The sequence below is a fragment of the Streptomyces sp. NBC_00663 genome, from assembly GCF_036226885.1.
In the GTDB taxonomy this organism is placed as follows: Bacteria; Actinomycetota; Actinomycetes; order Streptomycetales; family Streptomycetaceae; genus Streptomyces.
In genome coordinates this window covers 7511221-7533777 of record NZ_CP109027.1, presented here as the reverse complement: position 1 = coordinate 7533777, position 22557 = coordinate 7511221, and the positions used below count along the sequence as shown (strand labels likewise).

The following is a 22557-nucleotide window of genomic DNA, read 5'->3' as shown; positions in this document are numbered from 1 at the left end:
TCCGTATCCGCCCTGTGGCGGCGGCCGCCTAGGGCGCTGGACCTAGGGCCAAGGGCCCGGACCGGGGGCTTAGGGCGAAGGACCCCGCCTGTTCGCGACCCGCGTCCGACGCGGGCGGGGCCTTCCCGTTCCTAGGTTGAGGGCGTGGAAGGCACTTGAAGTGGCGACGAGGGGACGTGTCATGCCGGTAGCGATCATCACGGGGGCTTCCAGGGGGCTGGGGCGGGCGCTCGCCGAGGCGCTGGCCGCGCGCGGCTGGGATCTGGTGCTCGACGCCAGGAACGCCGAGACCCTGCACAAGACGGCGGCGGGAGTCGCGGCGCACGGCACGCGCGTGACGGCCTTGCCCGGGGACGTCACTGATGCCGGGCATCGGGCGGGTCTGGTGGCCGCGGCGCGTGAGTTCGGCGGTCTCGATCTGCTCGTGAACAACGCCGGGGTGTTGGGCGCCGAACCCCTGGTGCCGCTCGGCGATCACTCGCTGGACGGCTTCCGTGCGGCCCTGGAGATCAATGTGGTGGCGCCGTTGGGGCTGCTCCAGGAGGCGCTGCCCGAGCTGCGGGCGGCGCCCTCGGGGGCGGTGGTGAACGTGAGCTCGGACGCGGGGGCGGAGGCGTACCGGACCTGGGGAGCGTACGGGGCGACGAAGGCGGCCCTGGACCAGCTGTCGGCGGTGCTGGCCGTCGAGGAGCCGGGGCTGCGGGTCTGGTGGGTCGATCCGGGTGGCATGCGCACCGAGATGCTGGCCGCCGCCGAGCCCGACGAGGATCTGTCGGGGACGCCCACGCCCGAGGACATCGCCCCCGCGTTCGTGCGCCTGCTCGACCGGCGTCCGGCGAGCGGTCGGTACACGGCCGCCGCGTTGCTGGAGGCACGGTGACGCTGACACTGCGCGTCCCGGAGGAGCTGTCGGCCAAGGTGCCGGCCGAGCAGCGTGGCCCCGGCCTGGACCGGGACGCCGTACGGCTGCTGGTGTCGCGCGGTACGGAGGTGTCGCATCACGCGTTCACGGAGCTGCCGTGTCTGCTGCGGGCCGGGGATCTTCTGATCGTGAACACGTCCCCGACGCTGGCGGCGGCCGTGGACGGCTGGATCGGGCACGCGCGCGTGGTGGTGCACTTCTCCACGCGCGGGGACGACGGCCGGTGGGCGGTCGAGCTGCGGGAGCCCGACGGCCGGGGCACGACACACGCGCGTGCGGGTGGGCCCGCGGGCACGGAGGTGCGGTTGCCCGAGGGGGTGCGGCTGACGCTGGAGGAGCCGCTGAGCGGGCGAAGCGACCGGTTGTGGTGGGCCCGGGTGGCCGGGGCGAGGGTGCCCGGGCTGCTGCGGGAGTACGGGCGGCCGATCCGTTACGCCTATACGGAGCGCGACCAGCCGCTGTCCGCGTATCAGACGGTGTTCGCGTTGCCGCAGCCCGGTGGGGTCGGCAGTGCGGAGATGCCGAGTGCGGCGCGGCCCTTCACCGCGCGGCTGGTGGCGGAGCTGGTGAGCCGGGGTGTGCAGTTCGCGCCGATCACGTTGCACACGGGGGTGGCGTCGGCGGAGGTGCACGAGCCGCCGTATCCGGAGCGGTTCGCGGTGCCGGAGGCGTCGGCGCGGCTGATCAACGCGGTGAGGGCGGCGCACGGGCGGGTTGTCGCCGTCGGGACCACCGCGGTGCGGGCCGTGGAGTCGGCGGTCGGCGCCGACGGGGTCGTACGCGCGCGTGAAGGGTGGACGGGTCTGGTGGTGACCCCTGAGCGCGGGGTGCGGGTCGTGGACGGGCTGCTGACCGGGCTGCACGAGCCGGAGGCCTCGCATCTGCTGATGCTGCGGGCTGTGGCAGGAGGGGCCGCCGTCGACCGCGGTTACGAGGAGGCGCTGGGCGGGCTCTACCTGTGGCACGAGTTCGGGGACGTTCATCTCCTCCTCCCCGGCGGAGACCCGGCTGAGGTCCTGGCGGAGGCCCAGGCGAAGGCCCAGGAGAGGGCTCCTCACACAGAGCATTGCTTCAGCAACTGCCGGTGAGGCTGTTACGCGTCCGATGTGAGCCCGCGCATAGGGCGCACATCACGTACGAAGGGCGATAGGAGACAAGTGGGTCCCTGGTGAGCGGGAAAGACGTTCCTGTCTGTCCCGATTTGCCCTTCCCTGATCCACTACCCGGGATCGTACGTCACACCTTTGCCACATATTTTTGCGGCCGCTAAGAATGGCTGCCGTCGCTCAGCGCCGCGGGTTCCGCCCGCGGCGTTTGTGCCGCAAGGACGCAGAGCGACTCCGCGCTATTCGAAGAGGTCCATCCGCATGTCGCAGAACTCCACCCGTGGCCATAGCCGCGCGCTGACGAAGCGCCACAAGATCGCGATCGCCGGTGTCGCCACGCTCGGCGCCGCCGCCCTCGCGTTCTCCGCGGTCCCCAGCAACGCGGACACGACCACGAGCGAGGCCGCCTCCTCGGCCAAGGTCGCCTACAGCTCCGAGCAGCTGAAGGGCCTCCAGTCCGGCGTCAGCGAGCAGCTCGCCGCCACGAGCCTCCAGGCGCAGGCCGCCGAGGCCGCCGCCGCGAAGAAGGCCGCCGTCGAGGCCGCCGCGAAGAAGAAGGCGGCCGCCGAAGCCGCGGCCAAGAAGAAGGCCGAGCAGAAGGCCGCCCAGAAGGCCGCGCAGGAGCGCAAGGCGAAGGAGGCCGCGAGCCGGTCCGCCAAGCGCGTCGCGGTCAAGGCCGCCGCCAAGAGCTACGCCAACAACCTCGACGGCTGGATCAAGCACGCCCTCGACATCATGGACAACAAGGGCATCCCCGGTACGTACAACGGTCTGTACCGCAACATCATGCGGGAGTCCTCGGGCAACCCGAACGCGATCAACAACTGGGACGTCAACGCGATCAACGGCACCCCGTCGATCGGTCTGCTACAGATCATCAAGCCGACGTTCGACGCCTACCACGTCTCCGGCACGGCCTTCAGCCAGTACGACCCGGTCGCCAACATCGTCGCCTCCGCGAACTACGCGGCCGACAAGTACGGCTCGATCGACAACGTGAACAGCGCGTACTGAGGCCGCGCGGACCTCTCGTACACCGCTGCGTCACCGCATCGTTCGAGCACGCCGAAGGGCGGCACCCAACTGACGGGGTGCCGCCCTTCGGCGTCGTAGGGCCTCTACCGCCGTGACTACTTGCGCATGACCTCGGGCTCGTGGCGGCGCAGGAAGCGGGCCACGAGGAAACCGCAGATCACGCCGAGGACGATCAGGGCGGCCATGTCCATGCCCCAGGCGCCGACGGTGTGGGCCCACAGCGGGTCGTCGCTGTCGCCCTTGGCGGGCGGGCTGATCTTGTTGAAGTCGAGCGTGGCGCCCGCGGCGGCGACCGCCCAGCGCGACGGCATCAGATACGACAGCTGGTTGACGCCGACCGAGTTGGCCAGCGGGAACAGACAGCCGGTGAAGACGACCTGGACGATCGCGAACATGACCAGCAGCGGCATGGTCTTCTCGGCGGTCTTCACCAGGGCCGAGATGATCAGGCCGAACATCATCGCGGTGAAGCCCAGCGCCATGATCGGGATGCACAGCTCCAGCATGATCTGGCTGCCGAAGATCAGGCCCTCGTCCGGGATGGTGCGGCTGGAGAAGCCGATGATGCCGACCAGCAGGCCCTGGAGCATGGTGACCAGGCCGAGCACGAAGACCTTGGACATCAGGTACGCCGAGCGGGACAGGCCGGTGGCGCGCTCCCGCTCGTAGATGACCCGTTCCTTGATCAGCTCACGGACGGAGTTGGCGGCACCGGCGAAGCAGGCGCCCACCGCGAGGATCAGCAGCACCGTGAGGGCCGTGCCGTTGGCGACGGGCTTTCCGGTGTTCGGGTTGATCTCCGTGTTGACCAGCAGGTCCTTACCGGAGTCGATGAGCAGGCTCACCGAGCCGAGGACCAGCGGCAGGATGATCGACAGGGCCAGGAAGCCCTTGTCGGAGGCGATCACCGAGACATAGCGGCGTACCAGGGTGCCGAACTGCGACATCCAGCCCTGTGGCTTCGGCGGCTTCATCGCCTGCATCGGCGGCATCTGTACGGACTGCGGCGCGACGGCGTCGATGTCCGCGGCGTACATCTGGTAGTGCTGGGAGCCCTTCCAGCGTCCCGCCCAGTCGTAGTCGCGGTAGTTCTCGAAGGCGGAGAAGACGTCGGCCCAGGTGTCGTAGCCGAAGAAGTTCAGCGCTTCCTCGGGCGGGCCGAAGTAGGCGACCGAACCGCCGGGGGCCATCACCAGGAGCTTGTCGCAGATCGCCAGCTCGGCCACCGAGTGGGTGACGACGAGGACCGTGCGGCCGTCGTCGGCGAGGCCGCGCAGCAGCTGCATGACGTCGCGGTCCATGCCCGGGTCGAGGCCCGAGGTGGGCTCGTCCAGGAAGATCAGCGACGGCTTGGTCAGGAGCTCCAGGGCCACCGAGACACGCTTGCGCTGGCCACCGGAGAGGGAGGTGACCTTCTTCTCCTTGTGGATGTCCAGCTTCAGCTCGCGCAGCACCTCGTCGATCCGGGCCTCGCGCTCGGCGCCGGTGGTGTCGGCGGGGAAGCGGAGCTTGGCCGCGTACTTGAGGGCCTTCTTGACGGTCAGCTCCTTGTGCAGGATGTCGTCCTGCGGGACCAGACCGATGCGCTGACGCAGCTCGGCGAACTGCTTGTACAGGTTCCGGTTGTCGTAGAGGACGTCGCCCTGGTTGGCGGGGCGGTAGCCCGTCAGCGCCTTGAGCAGCGTCGACTTGCCGGAACCCGACGGTCCGATGACCGCGATCAGCGACTTCTCCGGGACGCCGAAGGAGACGTCCTTGAGGATCTGCTTGCCGCCGTCGACCGTGACGGTCAGATGGCGGGCCGAGAAGGAGACCTCACCGGTGTCGACGAACTCCTCGAGGCGGTCGCCGACGATCCGGAACGTCGAGTGACCGACACCCACGATGTCGGCCGGGCCCAGCAGCTGCGAGCCGCCCTTGGTGATCGGCTGACCGTTGACGTAGGTGCCGTTGTGCGAGCCGAGGTCGCGGATCTCCATGCGGCCGTCGGGCGTCGAGCGGAACTCGGCGTGCAGACGGGAGACCTGGAGGTCGGAGACGACCAGCTCGTTCTCCAGGGCACGACCGATGCGCATCACGCGGCCGATCGAGAACTGGTGGAACGTGGTCGGGCTGCGGTCGCCGTAGACCGGCGGCGCCCCCGCGCCGACGCCGGGGCCGCCCTGCTGCGGCGGAATGTGCGCGGCGGGCTGCTGCGGCTGCTGCCAGCCGGCCTGCGGTGCCTGCTGCGCCGGTGCCTGCTGGTGCGGCGCCTGCTGGTGAGGTGCCTGCTGAGCGGGCGCCTGCTGGTGCGGCGCCTGCTGCTGGGGGGCCTGCGCCCAGCCGGGGTTGGCGCCCTGTGCGGCGTACGGCTGCGCCTGCGGCTGCTGCTGGGGCTGCGGGGCGACCGGCGCCGCGGCGCCGGAGACGCTCACGCGCGGTCCGTCGGTCGCGTTGCCCAGGTTCACCGCCGTGCCCGGGCCGATCTCCAGCTGGTGGATCCGCTGGCCCTGTACGAAGGTGCCGTTGGTCGAGCCGTGGTCCTCGATGACCCAACTGCGGCCGCTCCAGCTGATCGTGGCGTGCCGCCAGGACACCCTGGCGTCGTCGAGCACGATGTCACCCTGCGGATCGCGTCCGAGGGTGTAGGGCCTGGACGGGTCTAGCGTCCAGGTACGTCCATTCAATTCCAGTACGAGTTCCGGCACTCCATGCCCCACTGAGTAGTCCCCCGAGTTACCCCCAACACAGGGAGTCTAGGGATGTCGAACATCGTCGGGAACTATTTCAGGCTCGGCCCCCTGACCGAAAGTCGGGCCTTGTGAAGACCACGCGCGTACGCATCGACCGGTTCCGTTGACGGGGTTGAAACCGACCCGGAGAGTGGTAATCCACGCGAGGGGGACAAGCGCGGCGATCGCCGCGCCGCGGATCGGGGGGTCTGCCATGAGTGTGTCCACGAACGCCGAGACCACGAAGTACGGCGCGAAGCTGCCGTGGGGAGACATCCTGCTGACCGCGATCGTCGCCGTGAGCTGGGCGTTGATCGGCATGGCGGGCGTCGCGGCGCTCGGCCTGCATCTGCTGGGCGCGGACGCGACGGCCTCGTTGGGACCGATGACCGCGGCGGTGGTGGCCCTTGGGGCGGGTGGTTCGGTGACCCCGTCCGGAGACGTGTCGGCGTTCGGGCTCACCGGCGCGGAGGCGGCGACGGCCATAGAGATCACGCCACTGGGCGTGAGCCTCGTCGGCGCGCTCCTTTTGTCCTGCTTCTTCCTACGATCCCTGCGGGCGGCGGGAGTTGTGATCGCGTCGGCCGAACTCCTCGCACGCGCGGGCACGGTGGTCGCCCTCTTCGTCGCCACGCTGGGCGGGCTGGCCTGGGCGGGGCACGATGTCATCACGATCGACGGCGGCTCGCTGGGGCTCGACAAACTGCCCGGCGGCGGGGGCGGCGGCCTGGAGATCCCCGGGCTCGGTGACGTCGGGGACATCGGCGGACTGCTGCCGGACCAGATCGGCGACCTGGTCGACGCGAAGGCGGCGGTCGGCTTCACGGTGGACACGGTGCCGACGCTGCTGGGCGGCCTGGGCTGGTCCACGGGCATCCTTCTCATCGCCCTGCTGGCATCCCGCCGTACGCCCCTCCCCCGCGGCCTGGAGGCCGTGCACCGGGTGGTCCGCCCGGCGGTGTCGGCCCTCGTCACCGTGCTGCTGGTCGCGGTCGCGGCGGGGCTCGCGGCGGGGGCGTACGCGGCGATCGGCGACGACCACCCGAAGCGGATCGCCGGCGCGGCGCTCCTGGGCGCCCCCAACGGCACCTGGCTCGGCATCCCGATCGGCCTGTTCGTCCCGTGGGACGGCCGCGCCACGGGCCCCCTGGCCACGTTCCTTCCCGCTCCCCTGGACGACCTCCTCAGCTCCGAACGCGACGAGTCCGTCTCCCTCTCCCGCCTCGCCGAACTCGACGGCCGGGTATGGCTGTTGGCGGTAGCGGCGGCCTCGATGATGCTGCTGGCCGGGGTACTGACGGCGGTGCGGACGCCGGTGGGTGCGGTGACCAAGGGGGCGGGTGCTGCTGCGACGGCGTCGAGTGCGGGAGCCCTGGAGACGTCGCGGTGGCCGGACGCCGGTGCGGGTGCAGGTGCCGGGGGTGTCGGTTTCGTACGAGGAGCAGGGCCCGGTGGGGCGGCGGGTGCGAGTGCCTCATCCGTACGGGATCCAGGCATCCTCGGCTTCGCCGGGCGCTGTGCGCTGCGGCTGGGGCTGGCCACGGCGTTGACGCTGCCGCTGCTCGCCTGGTCGACAGAGGTGTCCGTGAACGCCTCGCTGTCGGTGCTGGGCTTCGACGCGTTCGGCGCCGGCATCGAACTCCACGGCCACCTCGGCATGGCCCTCCTCCTCGGCGCCCTGTGGGGCGCCGGGGCGGGCGCCACCGGTGCGTTGCTGGCCCAGGCGACGGGGGCGGCGGGGCAGCGGGCGGCGGCGCTGGCACTGGGTGACGCGGGCCCGGGTGGGGGGCCTGGGGTGGGTGGAGGGGTGGGAGGTTCGAGGGTTCCGGGTGGTGGACCAGGGCCTTACGCGGGGATGTCCGGGGCTGCTGCGCCCTATTCGGGGCAGCCTGGAGCCGGGCAGTATCCGGGGCGGTCCGGGGCTGCGCCCTATCCGGGTGGGGCGGGGGCAGGGCCCTATGCGGGTGGGGCGGGGTCCTACGCGGGTGGCGGCACGGGGGCGGGGTCGGGTTCGGGGTCGGGGGTGAGCGGGGCGGGGGCTTCGAGTGCGGGTGCCGGAGACCGCGGCGACGGCGACGGCACGTCATGGCCCGATGGGGGCGGGGCCGGCCGGTATGCGGGCGGGCACGGGGCTGACCCGTACGCCGGTGGCGCCGTCGGCGATCCGTATGCCGGGGACGGCGGGGCTGGGCGCCATGCCGGTGGCGCCGGTGCTGGGCCCTATGCCGGTGGCTCCGGTGCTTCGCCCTATGCGGGTCAGGGTGGGTCTTCGCGGGCCGGGCAGGATGGGCCTTCGGCTTCCGGGGCCGGACATGGCGGGGCCTCCGCTCCTGGTGCCGCCCAGGGTGGAGCCTCGGCCTCCGGAGCGGGACGTGGCGGGTCGTCGGCCTCTGGTGCGGGGCGGGACGGAGCCTCCGGTGCTGGGCCGGGTGGGGGTTCCGGGGAGGCCGGGCCGTATGTGCCGGGGGCGCCGTATCGGCCGCCGAATCCTGCGACCAATCCGTACCTGCGTGTGCCGGAGGAGTTGCGCGAGCCGGAGGACGCGCGGCCGGATGACGGGCCGGGGGCCGGGGTCTCGGACGCTCCTCCTGGAGACGTGCGGCCGGCGTACGGCTCATCGGCCGGGTGGGGCCGCGGCCGATCGCCCGAAGAGGCCTCGCGGGGGCAGTCACCGTCCTCCGCGGAGGAGTCCTGGCGGCCGGGCCAGGAGGCTCAGCCGACCGAGGGGGCCTGGTGGCCCGGCGCGGGGCACGGCGGGCCGGGCGGCCGTGACGGTGAGCCGCCCGATGAACTGCCTGGTGAGCCCCCCGACGAGCCGCCCCCGACCGGCGACGACGTGTACGGCGCGCCCACCATGGTCCGCCCCGTCGAGCCGCCGCCTCGCGGGTCACGTGGGGGGCGCCCCGGTGGCCGGAAGACGTCCGGATCGGACGGGGGGCCGCCGCCCCCACCTCCGCCGCCCCCGCCTCCTCCCCCGCCCGGCAGGCCCAAGGGACGGAGGTGAGCGGAGGCCGTACGCCGCGCTTAAGATCCACTCCATCTGCCGGACACGGAGTGTTCCCTGTCCGCCAGGCGGACCTCAGGGGCGCAAGGCACTGCGTGCCGGATACGGTGGGTACACCATGAGCGCTTCGCAGACCTCCGACGTACCCACTCTTCTCGTCAAGATCTTCGGCAAGGACACGCCGGGCATCACGGCCGGTCTCTTCGACACCCTCGCCGCCTACTCCGTCGACGTCGTCGACATCGAGCAGGTCGTCACCCGTGGCCGGATGGTGCTGTGCGCGCTCGTGACCGAGCCGCCGCGCGGGCTCGAGGGTGAACTGCGGTCGACCGTCCACAGCTGGGCGGAGTCGGTGAAGATGCAGGCGGAGATCATCTCCGGCCTCGGTGACAACCGGCCGCGCGGCCTCGGCCGTTCCCTGGTCACCGTGCTCGGACATCCGCTCACCGCGGAGGCGACCTCCGCGATCGCTGCCCGGATCACCAAGGCCGGCGGCAACATCGACCGTATCTTCCGGCTCGCCAAGTACCCGGTGACGGCCGTGGAGTTCGCGGTGTCCGGTGTCGAGACCGAGCCGCTGCGCACCGCCCTGGTGACCGATGCCGCGGCGCTCGGCATCGACGTCGCCGTCGTCGCGGCCGGGCTGCACCGGCGTGCTCAGCGTCTCGTCGTCATGGACGTGGACTCCACGCTCATCCAGGACGAGGTCATCGAGCTCTTCGCGGCGCACGCCGGCTGCGAGGACAAGGTCGCCGAGGTGACGGCGGCCGCGATGCGCGGGGAACTGGACTTCGAGCAGTCGCTGCACGCGCGTGTGGCCCTGCTGGAGGGGCTGGACGCGTCCGTGGTCGAGAAGGTGCGCAGCGAGGTGCGTCTGACGCCCGGCGCGCGCACGCTGATCCGCACCCTCAAGCGTCTCGGCTACCAAGTGGGCGTCGTCTCCGGCGGGTTCACCCAGGTCACCGACGATCTGAAGGAGCGGCTGGGGCTGGACTTCGCCCAGGCCAACACCCTGGAGATCGTCGACGGCAAGCTGACCGGGCGGGTCACCGGCGAGATCGTGGACCGGGCCGGCAAGGCGCGGCTGCTGCGGCGGTTCGCCGCCGAGGCGGGGGTGCCGCTGTCGCAGACCGTGGCGATCGGCGACGGCGCCAACGACCTGGACATGCTGAACGCGGCCGGTCTCGGGGTCGCCTTCAACGCCAAGCCGGTGGTGCGGCAGGCCGCGCACACCGCGGTGAACGTGCCCTTCCTGGACACCGTCCTCTATCTGCTGGGAGTGACCCGCGAAGAGGTCGAGGCGGCGGACACCCACGAAGATCTGCTCTGAGCCCTCCCGAGAATCCGGAACGGCCCTGCGGAGGATCCGGAAGAGCACTCCGGAGGATCCGGGCAACGGCCCGGCACCATGATGGCGCCGGGCCGTTGCCGTCAGGCCTCGGTGCGGGTCATTCGGAGGGTGCCCAGTAGTCGAGGAGGGTGGCCGCGCCCGGCTCCAGGCTCTTCCAGGAGCCGGTGAAGGACAGGACCGCGAAGGAGGCGGCCGGGAAGCCGCGGCGGCTCATCCGCTCGCGGGCGTCGCCCTCGGCCGAGCCCGCCAGGATCTCGGCGAGACCCTGCACACCGGGGTTGTGGCCGATCAGGACGACGGTCTGCGCGTCGTCCGGGGTCTCGTTGAGCACGGCGATGAGCTCGCCGGGAGAGGCTTCGTAGACCCGCTCCTCATAGACGGTTTTCGGCCGGTGCGCGAGTTCGTGCACGGCGAGCTTCCATGTCTCGCGGGTCCGGATCGCGGTGGAGCACAGGGCCAGATCGAGGGTGATGCCGGTGTCGGCCAGCTTCCGCCCTGCCACGGCCGCGTCCATGCGGCCCCGCTCAGCGAGCGGTCGCTCATGGTCGGACACCTGTGGCCAGTCGGCTTTCGCATGCCGGAAAAGGACAATCCTTCGGGGTTCTGCGACGCTCATGAGACCCAGCTTCGCACGAAACAGGCCATGGGGCGCAGGGAGTTGACATGCGGCTTCAGGGCTGCGAACGGATCACCGCGGACCGGTCCGGCCGGGCCCGGGAATCAGTGCCGCCGGGCTGCTCAGTGGCCCGCCAGCTGCTGGATGCGCTCGAAAAGATGAGCGATCGCCGGATCGCCCGCGGCGGCCTGCGCGTCGGAGGGGTTGAGTATCAGCGCGAGCAGGGTGATGAAGGCGAGTGTCGGCAGGGCGAGGGCCCACCAGGGCAGCCGGATGTCGGCGCGACCCCGGGTCGCCGGGTGGGGCGGGGTGTGCGTTGGGGCCGACATGGGTGCCTCCGCGTCTCTCCGAGTGGACCGGTGGTCCGCTCGGTCGCGGCCACATCTCGAAGGTACGGATTCGGCGGTCCCCAACCCATCCGGTGATCCACCCAGTTGACCCTGAGACCCGCCCCCTAGGGGACGGGGGGATAACCCCACCATCGTCCCTGGGGCGAAGCACTCACCGGCTCACGGCGCGGAGCGAAGCACTCACCGGCTCACGGCGAGGCGATCGTTGCGACGACGGCGATGATCACGAAGATGGCGAGGAACGAGCCGAAGACGAGCAGCATCTTCTTCTGGCCGTTCTGCGGGTTCGGGTCGAGCACTGGCATGCGGCAAGTCTCGCACCCCCGCCCGTCACCGGCCCCGTGGGGGCGGGGTCAGCGGGCCGCCTCGTCCTCCACCGTGCGGTTGCGTCCGGCGAGAACGCCCACGACCATCTGCGGGACCATCAGGCCGGTCATGAGGGCGATCGGCAGCCCCCAGCCGCCGCTGTGCTGGTAGAGCACGCCCACGAGGAGCGGCCCGGGGATGGAGATGAGGTAGCCGGTGCTCTGCGCGAAGGCGGACAGCTGAGCCACGCCCGCGCCGGTCCTGGCGCGCATCCCGACCATGGTGAGGGCGAGCGGGAAGGCGCAGTTGGAGACGCCAAGGAGCAGCGCCCACACCCACGCCCCGGCGGCCGGCGCGAGATAGAGGCCCGCGTAGCCGACGAGGCCGCAGAGGCCGAGCACGAGCACGATCGGGCCCTGGTGCGGCAGCCGGGTGGCCACGCGCGGGATGACGAAGGCGAGCGGGACGCCCATCACCATCGTGACGGCCAGTAGCAGTCCCGCGGTGCTCGCGGGCACGCCCGCGTCCCGGAAAATCTGCGGCATCCAGCCCATCGTGATGTAGGCGGCGGTGGCCTGGAGCCCGAAGAAGACGGCGAGCGCCCAGGCGGTGCGGCTCCGGGTGATCCGCAGCGCGGGCCGCTCCCCACGCGCGGACGCCTGCCCGGCGGAGGCCGCGCCCTCGCGCCGTACGCCGCGCTCCTGTCGTACGTCGTCATCCTGCCGTACGCCGTCCCGCTGTCGTACGAACGCGAGCCACGGCACCACGGCGACGGCGGCCAGCCCTGCCCACACCGCGAGCCCGGTCTGCCAGCTGCCGCCCAGCAGGTCGGTGACCGGCACGGTCGCCGCGGCGGCCACCGAGGTGCCGAGGGCGAGGGCCATCGAGTACAGGCCGGTCATGGAGCCGACCCGGTCGGGGAACCAGCGCTTGACGATGACCGGCATCAGGACGTTGCTGACGGCGATGCCCATGAGCGCGAGGGCGCTGGCGGCCAGGAACCCGGCGGTGCCGCCCACGTAGGGCCGGATGAGCAGTCCGGCGGTGACGGCGGCCATGCCGGCGCACACCACCGCGCCCGAGCCGAAGCGGCGGGCGAGGCGCGGGGCCATGACGCCGAAGACGGCGAAGCAGAGCGGGGGCACGGAGGTGAGGAGGCCGGCGACGCTGCCGCTCATGCCCAGTCCGTCGCGGACCTCCTCCAGGAGGGCGCCGAGGCTGGTGATGGCGGGGCGGAGGTTGACGGCGGCCAGCACGATGCCGAGCACGAGCAGCCGGGTCGTCCACGCGCGCGTGGCCGGTTCCGGGGACTCGCTCGGCACGGAGCTCGCCATGGAGCTCGGCACCGAGCTCGCCCCCGTGCTCCGTATGTGCTGGGACGTGGTCGTACGGGTTTCCTCGCTTGCCATGACACCCATCATAGAATCATGGGATGATTGGTTGTCCATCCCCCGGCCGCCTCCGGGCGCCCGTCCCGTGCGAAGGTGTGCCATGCCTCTGAGCCACCCCCGTCGCTCGGCGCTGTCCGAGCAGGTCATCGCCGCGCTGCGGCAGCAGATCACCTCCGGTGAGTGGCCGGTCGGGGCGCGCATCCCGACGGAGCCGGAACTGGTCGAACAGCTCGGGGTGGCCCGCAACACGGTCCGCGAGGCCGTCCGCGCGCTCGCGCACAACGGCCTGCTGGACATCCGCCAGGGCTCCGGCACCTACGTCGTGGCGACCAGCGAGCTGGCCGGTGTGATGCACCGCAGATTCGCCGACGCCGATCCCCGGCACATCGCCGAGCTGCGCTCCACGCTGGAGTCGGCCGCGGCGAAGCTGGCGGCCGAGCGGCGTACCGAGCGGGACCTCAAGCAGCTCGACGCGCTCCTGGTGCGCCGTGAGGAGGCCTGGGAGGCACGCGACAAGGAGGCCTTCGTCACGGCGGACGCGACCTTCCACCTCGCGGTGGTGTCCGCGTCCCACAACGACGTGATGACGGCGATGTACGCCGACCTCGGCGAGGTGCTGCGGGACTGGCTGCGCGACGACGTCGGCGAGGAGATGACCCCGGAGACGCATCTGGACCACTCGGGGCTGGTGGACGCGATCCGCGCGGGCGACGCGGAGACGGCCGCGGCGCAGGCGGCGAGCTATCCGTTCCAGTGCCGGCCGGGGCTGTTCAGCGCCGCCGAGGACTGACCGTCACCGCTTCTGGTGGCTGACCCACACCGTGCGGACTTCCTTCCAGCAGCGGCCGTCGAGCCGTACGGTCTGCGCGGGCCCGGCCTCCACGGGGGCGCCGTCGCTGTCCACGTCCCACCAGCGGTCGCACTCGATGTGCAGCCGGACGTGGTCGACGTCGGGGTAGGGGTTGTGGCAGTAGGCGGTCACCCGGGAACCGATGACCTTGCTGTAGCACGCGGCGCCGAACAGGTCCGGTGCCGTGTCCTCGCGCACATGGGGCGACGCTTCGTGCGGCAGGGACAGCAGCAGAACGGCTGCGACGGCTATCGGGGCCAGGCTGCGGGACAGGCGCACAAGGGGACCTCCTCGGCCGTGCTGGGGAGGGAAGCGGTGAACGCGTAATCCAGAGTGCCCAGTTGTACCGCTCCCCCGCCCGGCCGGATGGGCCGAACGGGTGAGGGCCCGCGTTCCGGGGAACGCGGGCCCTCACCGTGCGAGTGTCAGGCGCCGATGGCGTGTAGACCGCCGTCGACGTGGACGATCTCGCCGGTGGTCTTCGGGAACCAGTCGCTCAGCAGGGCGACGACGCCCTTGCCGGCCGGCTCCGGGTCCTCCAGCTTCCACTCCAGCGGGGAGCGGCTGTCCCACACCGCCGCCAGCTCGGCGAAGCCCGGGATGGACTTCGCGGCCATGGAGCCGATCGGACCCGCCGAGATCAGGTTGCAGCGGATGTCGTGCTTGCCCAGGTCACGGGCCATGTAGCGGTTGGTGGCCTCCAGGGCGGCCTTGGCCGGGCCCATCCAGTCGTACTGCGGCCAGGCGAACTGCGCGTCGAAGGTGAGGCCGACGACGGAGCCGCCCTCGGTCATCAGCGGCAGCAGCGCCATGGTCAGCGACTTCAGGGAGAAGGCGGAGACATGCATGGCGGTGGCCACGGACTCGAACGGCGTGTTCAGGAAGTTGCCGCCGAGCGCGTCCTGCGGGGCGAAGCCGATGGAGTGCACGACACCGTCGAGCTTGTCGCCCAGGTGCTCACGGACCAGGCCCTCCAGGCGGGCCAGGTGCTCGTCGTTGGAGACGTCGAGCTCCAGGACCTTGACCTTCTCCGGCCGGGGGAGCTTCTTCGCGATGCGCTCGGTGAGGGTCGGCCGCGGCCACGCGGTGAGGATGATCTCCGCGCCCTGCTCCTGGGCCAGCTTGGCGGTGTGGAAGGCGATGGAGGACTCCATCAGCACACCGGTGATGAGGATCTTCTTGCCCTCGAGGATTCCAGCCATGGTGTTCAGTGACCCATTCCCAGTCCGCCGTCAACCGGGATGACGGCTCCAGTGATGTACGAGGCGTCGTCGGAGGCGAGGAACCGCACCGTCGCGGCGACTTCCTCCGGCTGCGCGTAACGGCCGAGCGGCACCTGCTGCACGATGCTCGCGCGCTGCTCGTCGGTGAGCACCTTGGTCATGTCGGTGTCGACGAAACCGGGGGCGACGACGTTGAACGTGATGTTGCGCGAGCCCAGCTCACGGGCGAGCGAGCGCGCGAAGCCGACCAGCGCGGCCTTGGAGGCGGCGTAGTTCGCCTGCCCGGGACCGCCGTACAGCCCGACGACCGACGAGATCAGGACGACGCGGCCCTTCTTGGCGCGCAGCATGCCGCGGTTGGCGCGCTTGACGACGCGGAAGGTGCCGGTGAGGTTGGTGTCGAGGACGGACGTGAAGTCCTCCTCGGACATCCGCATCAGGAGCGTGTCCTTGGTGATGCCGGCGTTGGCGACCAGGACCTCGACGGGACCGTGCTCGGCCTCGATCTCCTTGTAGGCCTGCTCCACCTGCTCGGTGTCGGTGATGTCGCACTTGACGGCCAGGAAGCCGGCCGGTGGCTCACCCGAGCGGTACGTGATCGCGACCTTGTCGCCGGCGTCGGCGAAAGCGCGGGCGATGGCGAGGCCGATGCCCCGGTTGCCTCCGGTGACGAGAACCGAGCGGCTCAACGGATCACCCTTTCGATAGCGGTCTCAATGCCCGCCCGAACACCTGGATGACAGGCGGCTTCCTCGAAAACCTATCGGTCCCCGACGTCCCGCGGACAATCGGGCACCGACAGTGGCGAAGGGGACTCGCTGTCGGGTCTCTACAGAAGGACGCGCGGTCCGGACGGAAACGTATGGTCCCTGGACCCGCCCACGCGACATGATCGGGGTCCACAGGTCACGACAGCAGGGAGATATCTCGGTGCCTCATACCCTCGACGAAGCCTTCACAGCGCTTCCGCTACGCGCCCTCGCCGACGCCGCGCTGGCACGCGCGCGTGCGCTCGGTGCCGAGCACGCGGACTTCCGGTTCGAGCGGGTGCGCAGCGCGTCCTGGCGGCTGCGGGACGCCAAGCCCGCCGGGTCGTCGGACACCACCGACCTCGGGTACGCGGTGCGGGTCGTGCACGGTGGGACCTGGGGATTCGCGTCCGGCGTGGATCTGAGCATGGACGCGGCGGCGCGGGTGGCCTCGCAGGCCGTGGCCATGGCGAAGCTGTCCGCCCAGGTGATCAAGGCGGCCGGTGCCGAGGAGCGGGTGGAGCTGGCCGACGAGCCGGTGCACGCCGAGAAGACGTGGATCTCGTCGTACGAGATCGATCCGTTCACCGTGCCCGACGAGGACAAGGCCGGGCTGCTCGCGGAGTGGAGCGCGCGGCTGCTGGGGGCGAACGGGGTCAACCATGTCGACGCCTCGCTGCTCACCGTCCACGAGAACAAGTTCTACGCCGACACCGCCGGGACCGTGACCACCCAGCAGCGGGTGCGGCTGCATCCGCAGCTGACCGCCGTGTCGGTCGACGAGTCGAGCGGCGAATTCGACTCCATGCGGACCATCGCGCCGCCGGTCGGGCGCGGCTGGGAGTACCTGACGGGCACCGGCTGGGACTGGGAGGCGGAGCTCGACCAGATTCCTGAGCTGCTCGCCGAGAAGATGCGGGCGCCGAGTGTCGAGTCCGGGGTGTACGACCTGGTCGTCGACCCGTCCAACCTGTGGCTGACCATCCACGAGTCCATCGGCCACGCCACCGAGCTGGACCGCGCCCTCGGCTACGAGGCCGCCTACGCCGGCACCTCCTTCGCCACCTTCGACCAGCTCGGCAAGTTGCGCTACGGCTCCGACCTGATGAACGTCACCGGTGACCGCACCGCCGAGCACGGCCTGGCGACCATCGGCTACGACGACGAGGGCGTCGCGGGCCAGTCCTGGGACCTGGTGAAGGACGGCACGCTCGTCGGCTACCAGCTGGACCGGCGGATCGCGAGGCTGACCGGCTTCGAGCGCTCCAACGGGTGCGCGTTCGCCGACTCCCCCGGCCATGTGCCGGTGCAGCGCATGGCCAACGTGTCCCTGCGGCCCGATCCGGCCGGGATGTCGACCGAGGACCTGATCGGCGGGGTCGACCGCGGCATCTACGTCGTCGGCGACCGCTCCTGGTCCATCGACATGCAGCGCTACAACTTCCAGTTCACCGGCCAGCGCTTCTTCAAGATCGAGAACGGCCGGATCACCGGCCAGCTGCGGGACGTCGCCTACCAGGCGACCACCACCGACTTCTGGGGCTCGATGGCTGCCGTCGGCGGTCCGCAGACCTACGTCCTCGGGGGCGCCTTCAACTGCGGCAAGGCCCAGCCGGGCCAGGTGGCCGCGGTGTCGCACGGCTGCCCGTCGGCCCTCTTCAAGGGCGTCAACATTCTCAACACCACGCAGGAGGCCGGTCGATGAGCGCCCGCAGCAACAAGCCGCACGAGATCGTCGAGCGCGCCCTGGAGCTGTCGCGGGCCGACGGCTGTGTCGTCATCGCCGACGAGCAGTCCACGGCGAACCTGCGCTGGGCCGGCAACGCGCTCACCACCAACGGCGTCACGCGCGGGCGCACGCTCACCGTCATCGCGACCGTCGACGGCAAGGAGGGCACCGCCTCCGGCGTGGTCTCCCGGGCCGCCGTCACCGTGGACGAGCTGGAGCCCCTGGTCCGGGCCGCCGAGGCCGCCGCGCGCGGGGCCGCGCCCGCCGAGGACGCGCAGCCGCTGGTCAGGGACGTCCCCGCGTCCCCCGACTTCACGGACGCGCCCGTCGAGACGTCCTCCGCCGTCTTCGCGGACTTCGCTCCGGCGCTCGGCGAGTCCTTCGCACGCGCGCGTGCGGGCGGCCGCGAGCTGTACGGCTTCGCCAACCATGAGCTGGTCTCCAGCTATCTCGGTACGTCCACCGGTCTGCGGCTGCGGCACGACCAGCCCAACGGGACCCTTGAGCTGAACGCCAAGTCCCCGGACCGTGCGCGCTCGGCGTGGGCGGGCCGCTCCACCCGGGACTTCAAGGACGTCGACCCGGCCGCGCTGGACGCCGAACTCGCCGTACGCCTGGGCTGGGCCGAGCGCAAGCACGACCTGCCCGCCGGACGGTACGAGACGCTGCTGCCGCCGACCGCCGTGGCGGACCTGCTGATTTACCAGATGTGGTCGGCGTCGGGCCGGGACGCGGCGGAGGGCCGGACCGTGTTCTCCAAGCCCGGCGGCGGCACCCGTCTCGGCGACCGGCTCACCGAGCTGCCGCTGACGCTGCGCAGCGACCCGAACGAGCCGGGCCTTGAGTCCGCGCCGTTCGTACTCGCGCACTCCTCCGGCGGCGACTCCTCGGTGTTCGACAACGGGCTGCCGCTGACCTCCACCGAGTGGATGCGCGAGGGCGAGCTGAGCAGCCTGCTCACCAGCCGGCACAGCGCCGGACTGACCGGGCTGCCGGTGGCACCGGGCATCGACAACCTGATCCTCGACGGCGGTGCGGACCGGTCCCTGGAGGAGATGGTCGCGAACACCACGCGCGGGCTGCTGCTGACCTGCCTCTGGTACATCCGCGAGGTCGACCCGGCGACCCTGCTGCTGACCGGTCTGACCCGGGACGGCGTCTATCTCGTCGAGAACGGCGAGGTGACCGGCGAGGTCAACAACTTCCGGTTCAACGAGTCGCCGGTGGATCTGCTGGGCCGGGCCACTGAGGCCGGGCGCACCGAAAAGACGCTGCCGAGGGAATGGAGCGACTGGTTCACTAGGGCTGCGATGCCGGCCCTGCGGGTGCCGGACTTCAATATGAGCTCTGTCAGTCGGGGCGTATAACCTCGTAGCCGGTAGTCACTCGGCTGCCCGAAGATCATCAAGGAGACGCGAGAACCGTGACGGACATCGTCGACGAGCTGAAGTGGCGTGGGCTGTGGGCCCTGTCCACTGACGAGGACGCTTTGCGCAAGGCGCTCGCGGACGGTCCGGTCACGTTCTATTGCGGCTTCGACCCGACCGCGGCCAGTCTCCATGTCGGTCACCTGGTGCAGGTCCTCACCATGCGTCGGCTCCAGCAGGCGGGCCTGCGCCCGCTGGCCCTGGTCGGCGGCGCCACCGGTCAGATCGGCGACCCGCGCCCCACCGCGGAGCGGACGCTGAACGACCCGGAGACGGTCGCGAACTGGGTGACCCGGCTGCGCTCGCAGATCGAGCCGTTCCTGGCCTTCGAGGGCGAGAACGCCGCGGTGATGGTCAACAACCTGGACTGGACGGCCGGGATGTCGGCCATCGAGTTCCTGCGTGACATCGGCAAGCACTTCCGCGTCAACAAGATGCTCACCAAGGACTCCGTCGCCCGCCGACTGGAGTCCCAGGAAGGCATCAGCTACACGGAGTTCAGCTACCAGCTGCTCCAGGGCATGGACTTCCTGGAGCTGTACCGGCGCTACGGCTGCACGCTCCAGCAGGGCGGCAGCGACCAGTGGGGCAATCTCACGGCGGGTCTTGACCTGATCCACCGGCTGGAGCCCGACGCGGAGGCGCACTGTCTGGCGACGCCGCTGATGGTGAAAGCGGACGGCACCAAGTTCGGCAAGACCGAGGGCGGCGCCATCTGGCTCGACCCCGAGATGACGACGCCGTACGCCTTTTACCAGTTCTGGCTGAACGTGGACGACCGGGACATCTCGACGTACCTGCGCATCCTGTCCTTCAGGACCCGTGAGGAGCTCGAGGAGCTGGAGAAGCAGACCGAGGAGCGGCCCCAGGCCCGTGCCGCCCAGCGTGCGCTGGCCGAGGAGCTGACGACGCTGGTGCACGGCGCCGATCAGACGGCGGCCGTGATCGCCGCGTCCAAGGCCCTCTTCGGCCAGGGCGAGCTGGCGGACCTCGACGAGAGGACGCTGGCGGCGGCCCTGTCCGAGGTGCCGCATGTCCAGGTCGCCGAGCTCGGTCCGGTCGTCGATCTGTTCGCCGAGGTCGGTCTCGTGGCCAGCAAGTCGGCCGCGCGGCGGACCGTGAAGGAGGGCGGGGCCTACGTGAACAACGTCAAGGTCGCGGCGGAGGACTCCGTCCCGGCCAAGGAAGACCTGCTGCACGGGCGGTGGCTGGTGCTGCGGCGTGGGAAGAAGAACCTTGCCGCCGTTGAGGTCATTGGCGCGTAGAACGCCGTAGGGGCGCGGGTGGACTGGCGACTGCCGCTTCGTTGTGGCTTGTCGCGCAGTTCCCCGCGCCCCTTTGGGCGTTCAGGCTCAGGCTCGTTGTTTCCTCTTGCCCAGCGTCGCCATGTACAGCATGTCGCCGACGCCCACGATGATGATCGCGGCGATCAGCTGGAACGCGTGGCGGGTCCAGTCGATGCCGGAGGTGGCGTCGACGCCGGCCCACCGTGCGATCGCGTTGCCGACGATGGCGCCCAGCATGCCGAAGATGGTGGTCAGCCAGAGCGGACTGTGCTGCTTGCCCGGAATGATCGCCTTCGCGATCAGGCCCAGCACGAATCCCACGATGATCGCCCACAACCAGCCCATGGCTGCCTCCTCGTACGGCTCTACGTGAGCATTACGGCCAGTGTCGGCCCATGTGCTGTACGACGCATGTCGAGTCGGCCATACGTGCGAAGGCGCAGTGCGGTCGCCTCGTCGGGAGGTGCCCCGGTCTCGTAGGCGGCGCAGGCCCGGCGTAACGTAAGACGTGTCCGGCTCCGGTTCTCGTGCCGGGCGCGGAGTGGGAACGGGCCGGGGTGAGTCCGATGCGGGCGGATGGTGGAATCTGATGCGGAAGCAGCATGCAGGCGGCGGCGCCCAGGTGTTCCGGATCACCGGCGCCCGTACGGGACTTCAGGAGGACGTACGCGGCCGGCAGCGCCGGTATGTGATCTCCATGTCGGTGCGCACACTGTCGGTGATCCTCGCGGCCACCCTCTGGAACGTCGAACGGCACGTCGCGATCGTCGCGCTGGTGCTGGGAATACTGCTCCCCTACGTCGCGGTGGTGATCGCGAACGCCGGCCGGGAGAACGCGCCGGGGCTTCCGTCGACGTTCGTGGCCACTCCGGTCCGGCCGATGATCTCTCCGCCGCGGGCTCAGGAGCCCTTCGCGGAATCCTTCCCGGAAGACGCCGCGGACGGTCCGGCACAGGGTGCGCGGAGCGAGCCTCACGAGCGGATGTGACGCTCGGCGGAGGGCTCGCAACCGGACGTCACCTCCGGACCAAGCTCAAGAAAAGCTCAGATCAATCATGTTGTTCCAGTGCCGGGCGACGGGTTACCCATGACATACTTCCTACGCGCTCCGCATCCCCCGTCGGAGCGACAGACCGACGCCGGGCAGCTCCCCCCGTGGCTGCTCGGCGTCGCCTTGTTCAGCGCACTTTGTGAGACGGACCAGTGAGTGAAGAGACCGCGCCGATCTGTTCGGCGAAGGGCTGCCGGGTCGACGCGGTGTGGGTGCTCGCGTGGAACAACCCGAAGCTCCACACGCCGGAGCGCAGGAAGACCTGGCTGGCGTGCGAGGAGCATCGGGAGCATCTGTCCCAGTTCCTGGGAGTGCGGGGATTCCTCAAGGACGTGGTCCTCCTCAAGGAATGGGAAGCCCCCGAAGGCGCCTAGCCACCGATCGCCGACATGGGCCGGTCCGGCTGCACGAACGTAGGGTCGTCCAGGCCCGCGCCCGCCTTCTTGCCCCACATCGCCTCGCGCCAGATGCGGGCTATCTCCTCGTCCGGGGCGCCTGAACGCAGGGCCGCGCGGAGGTCGGTCTCTTCCTGGGCGAACAGGCAGGTGCGGACCTGGCCGTCGGCGGTCAGGCGGGTGCGGTCGCAGGCCGCGCAGAACGGGCGGGTGACCGAGGCGATGACACCGACCACATGCGGGCCGCCGTCGACGATCCAGCGCTCCGCCGGGGCCGAGCCGCGCTTGTCCGAGCCCTCTTCCGTCAGCTCGAAGCGGGTGCGCAGCGAGGTGAGGATGTCGCCCGCGGTGATCATGCCGTCGCGCTTCCAGCCGTGCTGGGCGTCCAGGGGCATCTGCTCGATGAAACGCAGTTCGTAGTCGTGCTCGACGGCCCAGGCCAGCAGGTCGGGGGCCTCGTCCTCGTTGAGTCCCGGCATCAGGACCGAGTTGACCTTCACCGGGGTCAGGCCCGCCTCCCGGGCGGCGTACAGGCCCTCGATGACGTCCTTGTGGCGGTCCCGGCGGGTCAGGGTCTTGAAGACGTCCGGGCGCAGGGTGTCGAGGGAGACGTTGACCCGGTCCAGGCCCGCGGCCTTGAGGGCCGTCGCGGTGCGCTTGAGGCCGATGCCGTTGGTGGTCAGCGACATCTGGGGGCGGGGCTCCAGGGCCGCGACGCGCTCCACGATGCCGACCAGGCCGGGGCGCAGCAGGGGCTCGCCGCCGGTGAAGCGGACCTCCTCGATACCGAGGGAGGTGACCGCGATGTCGATCAGCCGGACGATCTCGTCGTCGGTGAGGAGGTCGGGCTTGGCCAGCCACTGCAAGCCCTCCTCGGGCATGCAGTAGGTGCAGCGCAGATTGCAGCGGTCGGTCAGCGAGACCCTCAGGTCGGTGGCCTGCCGGCCGTAGGTGTCGATGAGCACGTGGGCCCCCTCCCTCGTCGCGGAACACTGCGGAACTCTGTGGATCATCGCGGATCATCTGTTTTCCGTCACTTGCGAGCCTACGTGACC

20 protein-coding genes and 1 pseudogene are annotated in these 22557 nt (G+C 70.8%); 11 read left to right on the top strand and 10 right to left on the bottom strand.

What is annotated here, in order from left to right:
• The first annotated feature begins 181 nt into the window (after positions 1 to 181).
• The 3 genes from OG866_RS34130 to OG866_RS34120 all read left to right on the top strand — a co-directional run bounded on the left by OG866_RS34130 (position 182) and on the right by OG866_RS34120 (position 3042).
• Entirely contained in the window at positions 182 to 880 is a 699-nt protein-coding gene (locus OG866_RS34130; RefSeq protein WP_329340759.1) for an SDR family NAD(P)-dependent oxidoreductase, read from the top strand.
• Entirely contained in the window at positions 877 to 2010 is a 1134-nt protein-coding gene (locus tag OG866_RS34125; RefSeq protein WP_329340757.1) for an S-adenosylmethionine:tRNA ribosyltransferase-isomerase, read from the top strand. The genes OG866_RS34130 and OG866_RS34125 overlap by 4 nt, the downstream gene beginning before the upstream one ends.
• A gap of 279 nt (positions 2011 to 2289) precedes the next feature.
• Positions 2290 to 3042 (top strand): transglycosylase SLT domain-containing protein, encoded by a 753-nt coding sequence (locus OG866_RS34120; protein WP_329340755.1) that lies wholly within the window; start codon positions 2290 to 2292, stop codon positions 3040 to 3042.
• Positions 3043 to 3158: 116 nt separating this feature from the next.
• Here the strand turns inward: OG866_RS34120 and OG866_RS34115 are convergent, their stop codons facing one another.
• Positions 3159 to 5750: an ABC transporter ATP-binding protein/permease gene (locus tag OG866_RS34115; protein ID WP_329340753.1), complete on the bottom strand. Its 2592-nt coding sequence runs from the start codon at positions 5748 to 5750 to the stop codon at positions 3159 to 3161.
• A 238-nt stretch (positions 5751 to 5988) separates the two neighbouring features.
• On the opposite strand from OG866_RS34115, the pseudogene OG866_RS34110 reads away from it, so the two are divergent.
• Positions 5989 to 7569: pseudogene (locus OG866_RS34110) on the top strand (streptophobe family protein); the annotation flags it as partial.
• 1327 nt (positions 7570 to 8896) lie between these two features.
• The gene (gene serB / locus OG866_RS34105; RefSeq protein WP_329340751.1) at positions 8897 to 10108 is read left to right on the top strand and encodes a phosphoserine phosphatase SerB; all 1212 of its coding nucleotides are present in this window, start codon (positions 8897 to 8899) and stop codon (positions 10106 to 10108) included.
• A gap of 118 nt (positions 10109 to 10226) precedes the next feature.
• Here serB and OG866_RS34100 read toward each other — a convergent pair whose 3' ends face one another.
• The 4 genes from OG866_RS34100 to OG866_RS34085 all read right to left on the bottom strand — a co-directional run bounded on the left by OG866_RS34100 (position 10227) and on the right by OG866_RS34085 (position 12822).
• Complete coding sequence (locus OG866_RS34100; protein WP_329340749.1) at positions 10227 to 10745, bottom strand: SixA phosphatase family protein; 519 nt, start codon at positions 10743 to 10745, stop codon at positions 10227 to 10229.
• 122 nt (positions 10746 to 10867) lie between these two features.
• Positions 10868 to 11074 (bottom strand): hypothetical protein, encoded by a 207-nt coding sequence (locus OG866_RS34095; RefSeq protein ID WP_329340747.1) that lies wholly within the window; start codon positions 11072 to 11074, stop codon positions 10868 to 10870.
• 209 nt (positions 11075 to 11283) lie between these two features.
• Positions 11284 to 11400 (bottom strand): SGM_5486 family transporter-associated protein, encoded by a 117-nt coding sequence (locus OG866_RS34090; RefSeq protein WP_329340745.1) that lies wholly within the window; start codon positions 11398 to 11400, stop codon positions 11284 to 11286.
• Positions 11401 to 11448: 48 nt separating this feature from the next.
• Positions 11449 to 12822, bottom strand: a complete 1374-nt coding sequence (locus tag OG866_RS34085) for a CynX/NimT family MFS transporter (RefSeq protein ID WP_329340743.1) — start codon at positions 12820 to 12822, stop codon at positions 11449 to 11451.
• Positions 12823 to 12892: 70 nt separating this feature from the next.
• Between OG866_RS34085 and OG866_RS34080 the strand changes: the two genes are divergently transcribed.
• Positions 12893 to 13582, top strand: coding sequence for a FadR/GntR family transcriptional regulator (locus OG866_RS34080; RefSeq protein ID WP_329340742.1), 690 nt, complete (start codon positions 12893 to 12895; stop codon positions 13580 to 13582).
• 3 nt (positions 13583 to 13585) lie between these two features.
• On the opposite strand, the gene OG866_RS34075 is transcribed toward OG866_RS34080, so the two are convergent.
• The 3 genes from OG866_RS34075 to fabG all read right to left on the bottom strand — a co-directional run bounded on the left by OG866_RS34075 (position 13586) and on the right by fabG (position 15554).
• Entirely contained in the window at positions 13586 to 13921 is a 336-nt protein-coding gene (locus OG866_RS34075; protein ID WP_329340740.1) for a hypothetical protein, read from the bottom strand.
• A gap of 146 nt (positions 13922 to 14067) precedes the next feature.
• Positions 14068 to 14844 (bottom strand): enoyl-ACP reductase FabI, encoded by a 777-nt coding sequence (fabI, locus tag OG866_RS34070; protein WP_329340738.1) that lies wholly within the window; start codon positions 14842 to 14844, stop codon positions 14068 to 14070.
• A 5-nt stretch (positions 14845 to 14849) separates the two neighbouring features.
• Entirely contained in the window at positions 14850 to 15554 is a 705-nt protein-coding gene (fabG, locus tag OG866_RS34065) for a 3-oxoacyl-[acyl-carrier-protein] reductase (protein ID WP_329340737.1), read from the bottom strand.
• 241 nt (positions 15555 to 15795) lie between these two features.
• Between fabG and OG866_RS34060 the strand changes: the two genes are divergently transcribed.
• From OG866_RS34060 to tyrS, 3 genes are read left to right on the top strand one after another with little or no spacing between them, the layout of a single operon-like run.
• Entirely contained in the window at positions 15796 to 17319 is a 1524-nt protein-coding gene (locus OG866_RS34060) for a TldD/PmbA family protein (protein ID WP_329340735.1), read from the top strand.
• Positions 17316 to 18710 (top strand): metallopeptidase TldD-related protein, encoded by a 1395-nt coding sequence (locus tag OG866_RS34055; RefSeq protein WP_329340733.1) that lies wholly within the window; start codon positions 17316 to 17318, stop codon positions 18708 to 18710. Before OG866_RS34060 ends, OG866_RS34055 begins: the two co-directional genes overlap by 4 nt.
• A 56-nt stretch (positions 18711 to 18766) precedes the next feature.
• Positions 18767 to 20035, top strand: coding sequence for a tyrosine--tRNA ligase (gene tyrS, locus OG866_RS34050; protein WP_329340731.1), 1269 nt, complete (start codon positions 18767 to 18769; stop codon positions 20033 to 20035).
• 87 nt (positions 20036 to 20122) lie between these two features.
• Here tyrS and OG866_RS34045 read toward each other — a convergent pair whose 3' ends face one another.
• Positions 20123 to 20401 (bottom strand): GlsB/YeaQ/YmgE family stress response membrane protein, encoded by a 279-nt coding sequence (locus OG866_RS34045; protein WP_329340729.1) that lies wholly within the window; start codon positions 20399 to 20401, stop codon positions 20123 to 20125.
• A gap of 244 nt (positions 20402 to 20645) precedes the next feature.
• On the opposite strand from OG866_RS34045, the gene OG866_RS34040 reads away from it, so the two are divergent.
• Together OG866_RS34040 and OG866_RS34035 are read left to right on the top strand one after the other, a co-directional pair.
• Positions 20646 to 21044 carry a DUF3099 domain-containing protein gene (locus OG866_RS34040; protein WP_329340727.1) on the top strand — a complete coding sequence of 133 codons (399 nt, stop codon included), beginning with the start codon at positions 20646 to 20648 and terminating at the stop codon, positions 21042 to 21044.
• A gap of 215 nt (positions 21045 to 21259) precedes the next feature.
• Entirely contained in the window at positions 21260 to 21481 is a 222-nt protein-coding gene (locus tag OG866_RS34035; RefSeq protein WP_329340726.1) for a hypothetical protein, read from the top strand.
• On the opposite strand, the gene moaA is transcribed toward OG866_RS34035, so the two are convergent.
• Positions 21478 to 22467: a GTP 3',8-cyclase MoaA gene (gene moaA, locus OG866_RS34030; protein WP_443063597.1), complete on the bottom strand. Its 990-nt coding sequence runs from the start codon at positions 22465 to 22467 to the stop codon at positions 21478 to 21480. The two genes, OG866_RS34035 and moaA, sit on opposite strands and share 4 nt — an antisense overlap.
• Between the last annotated feature and the right edge of the window lie 90 nt (positions 22468 to 22557).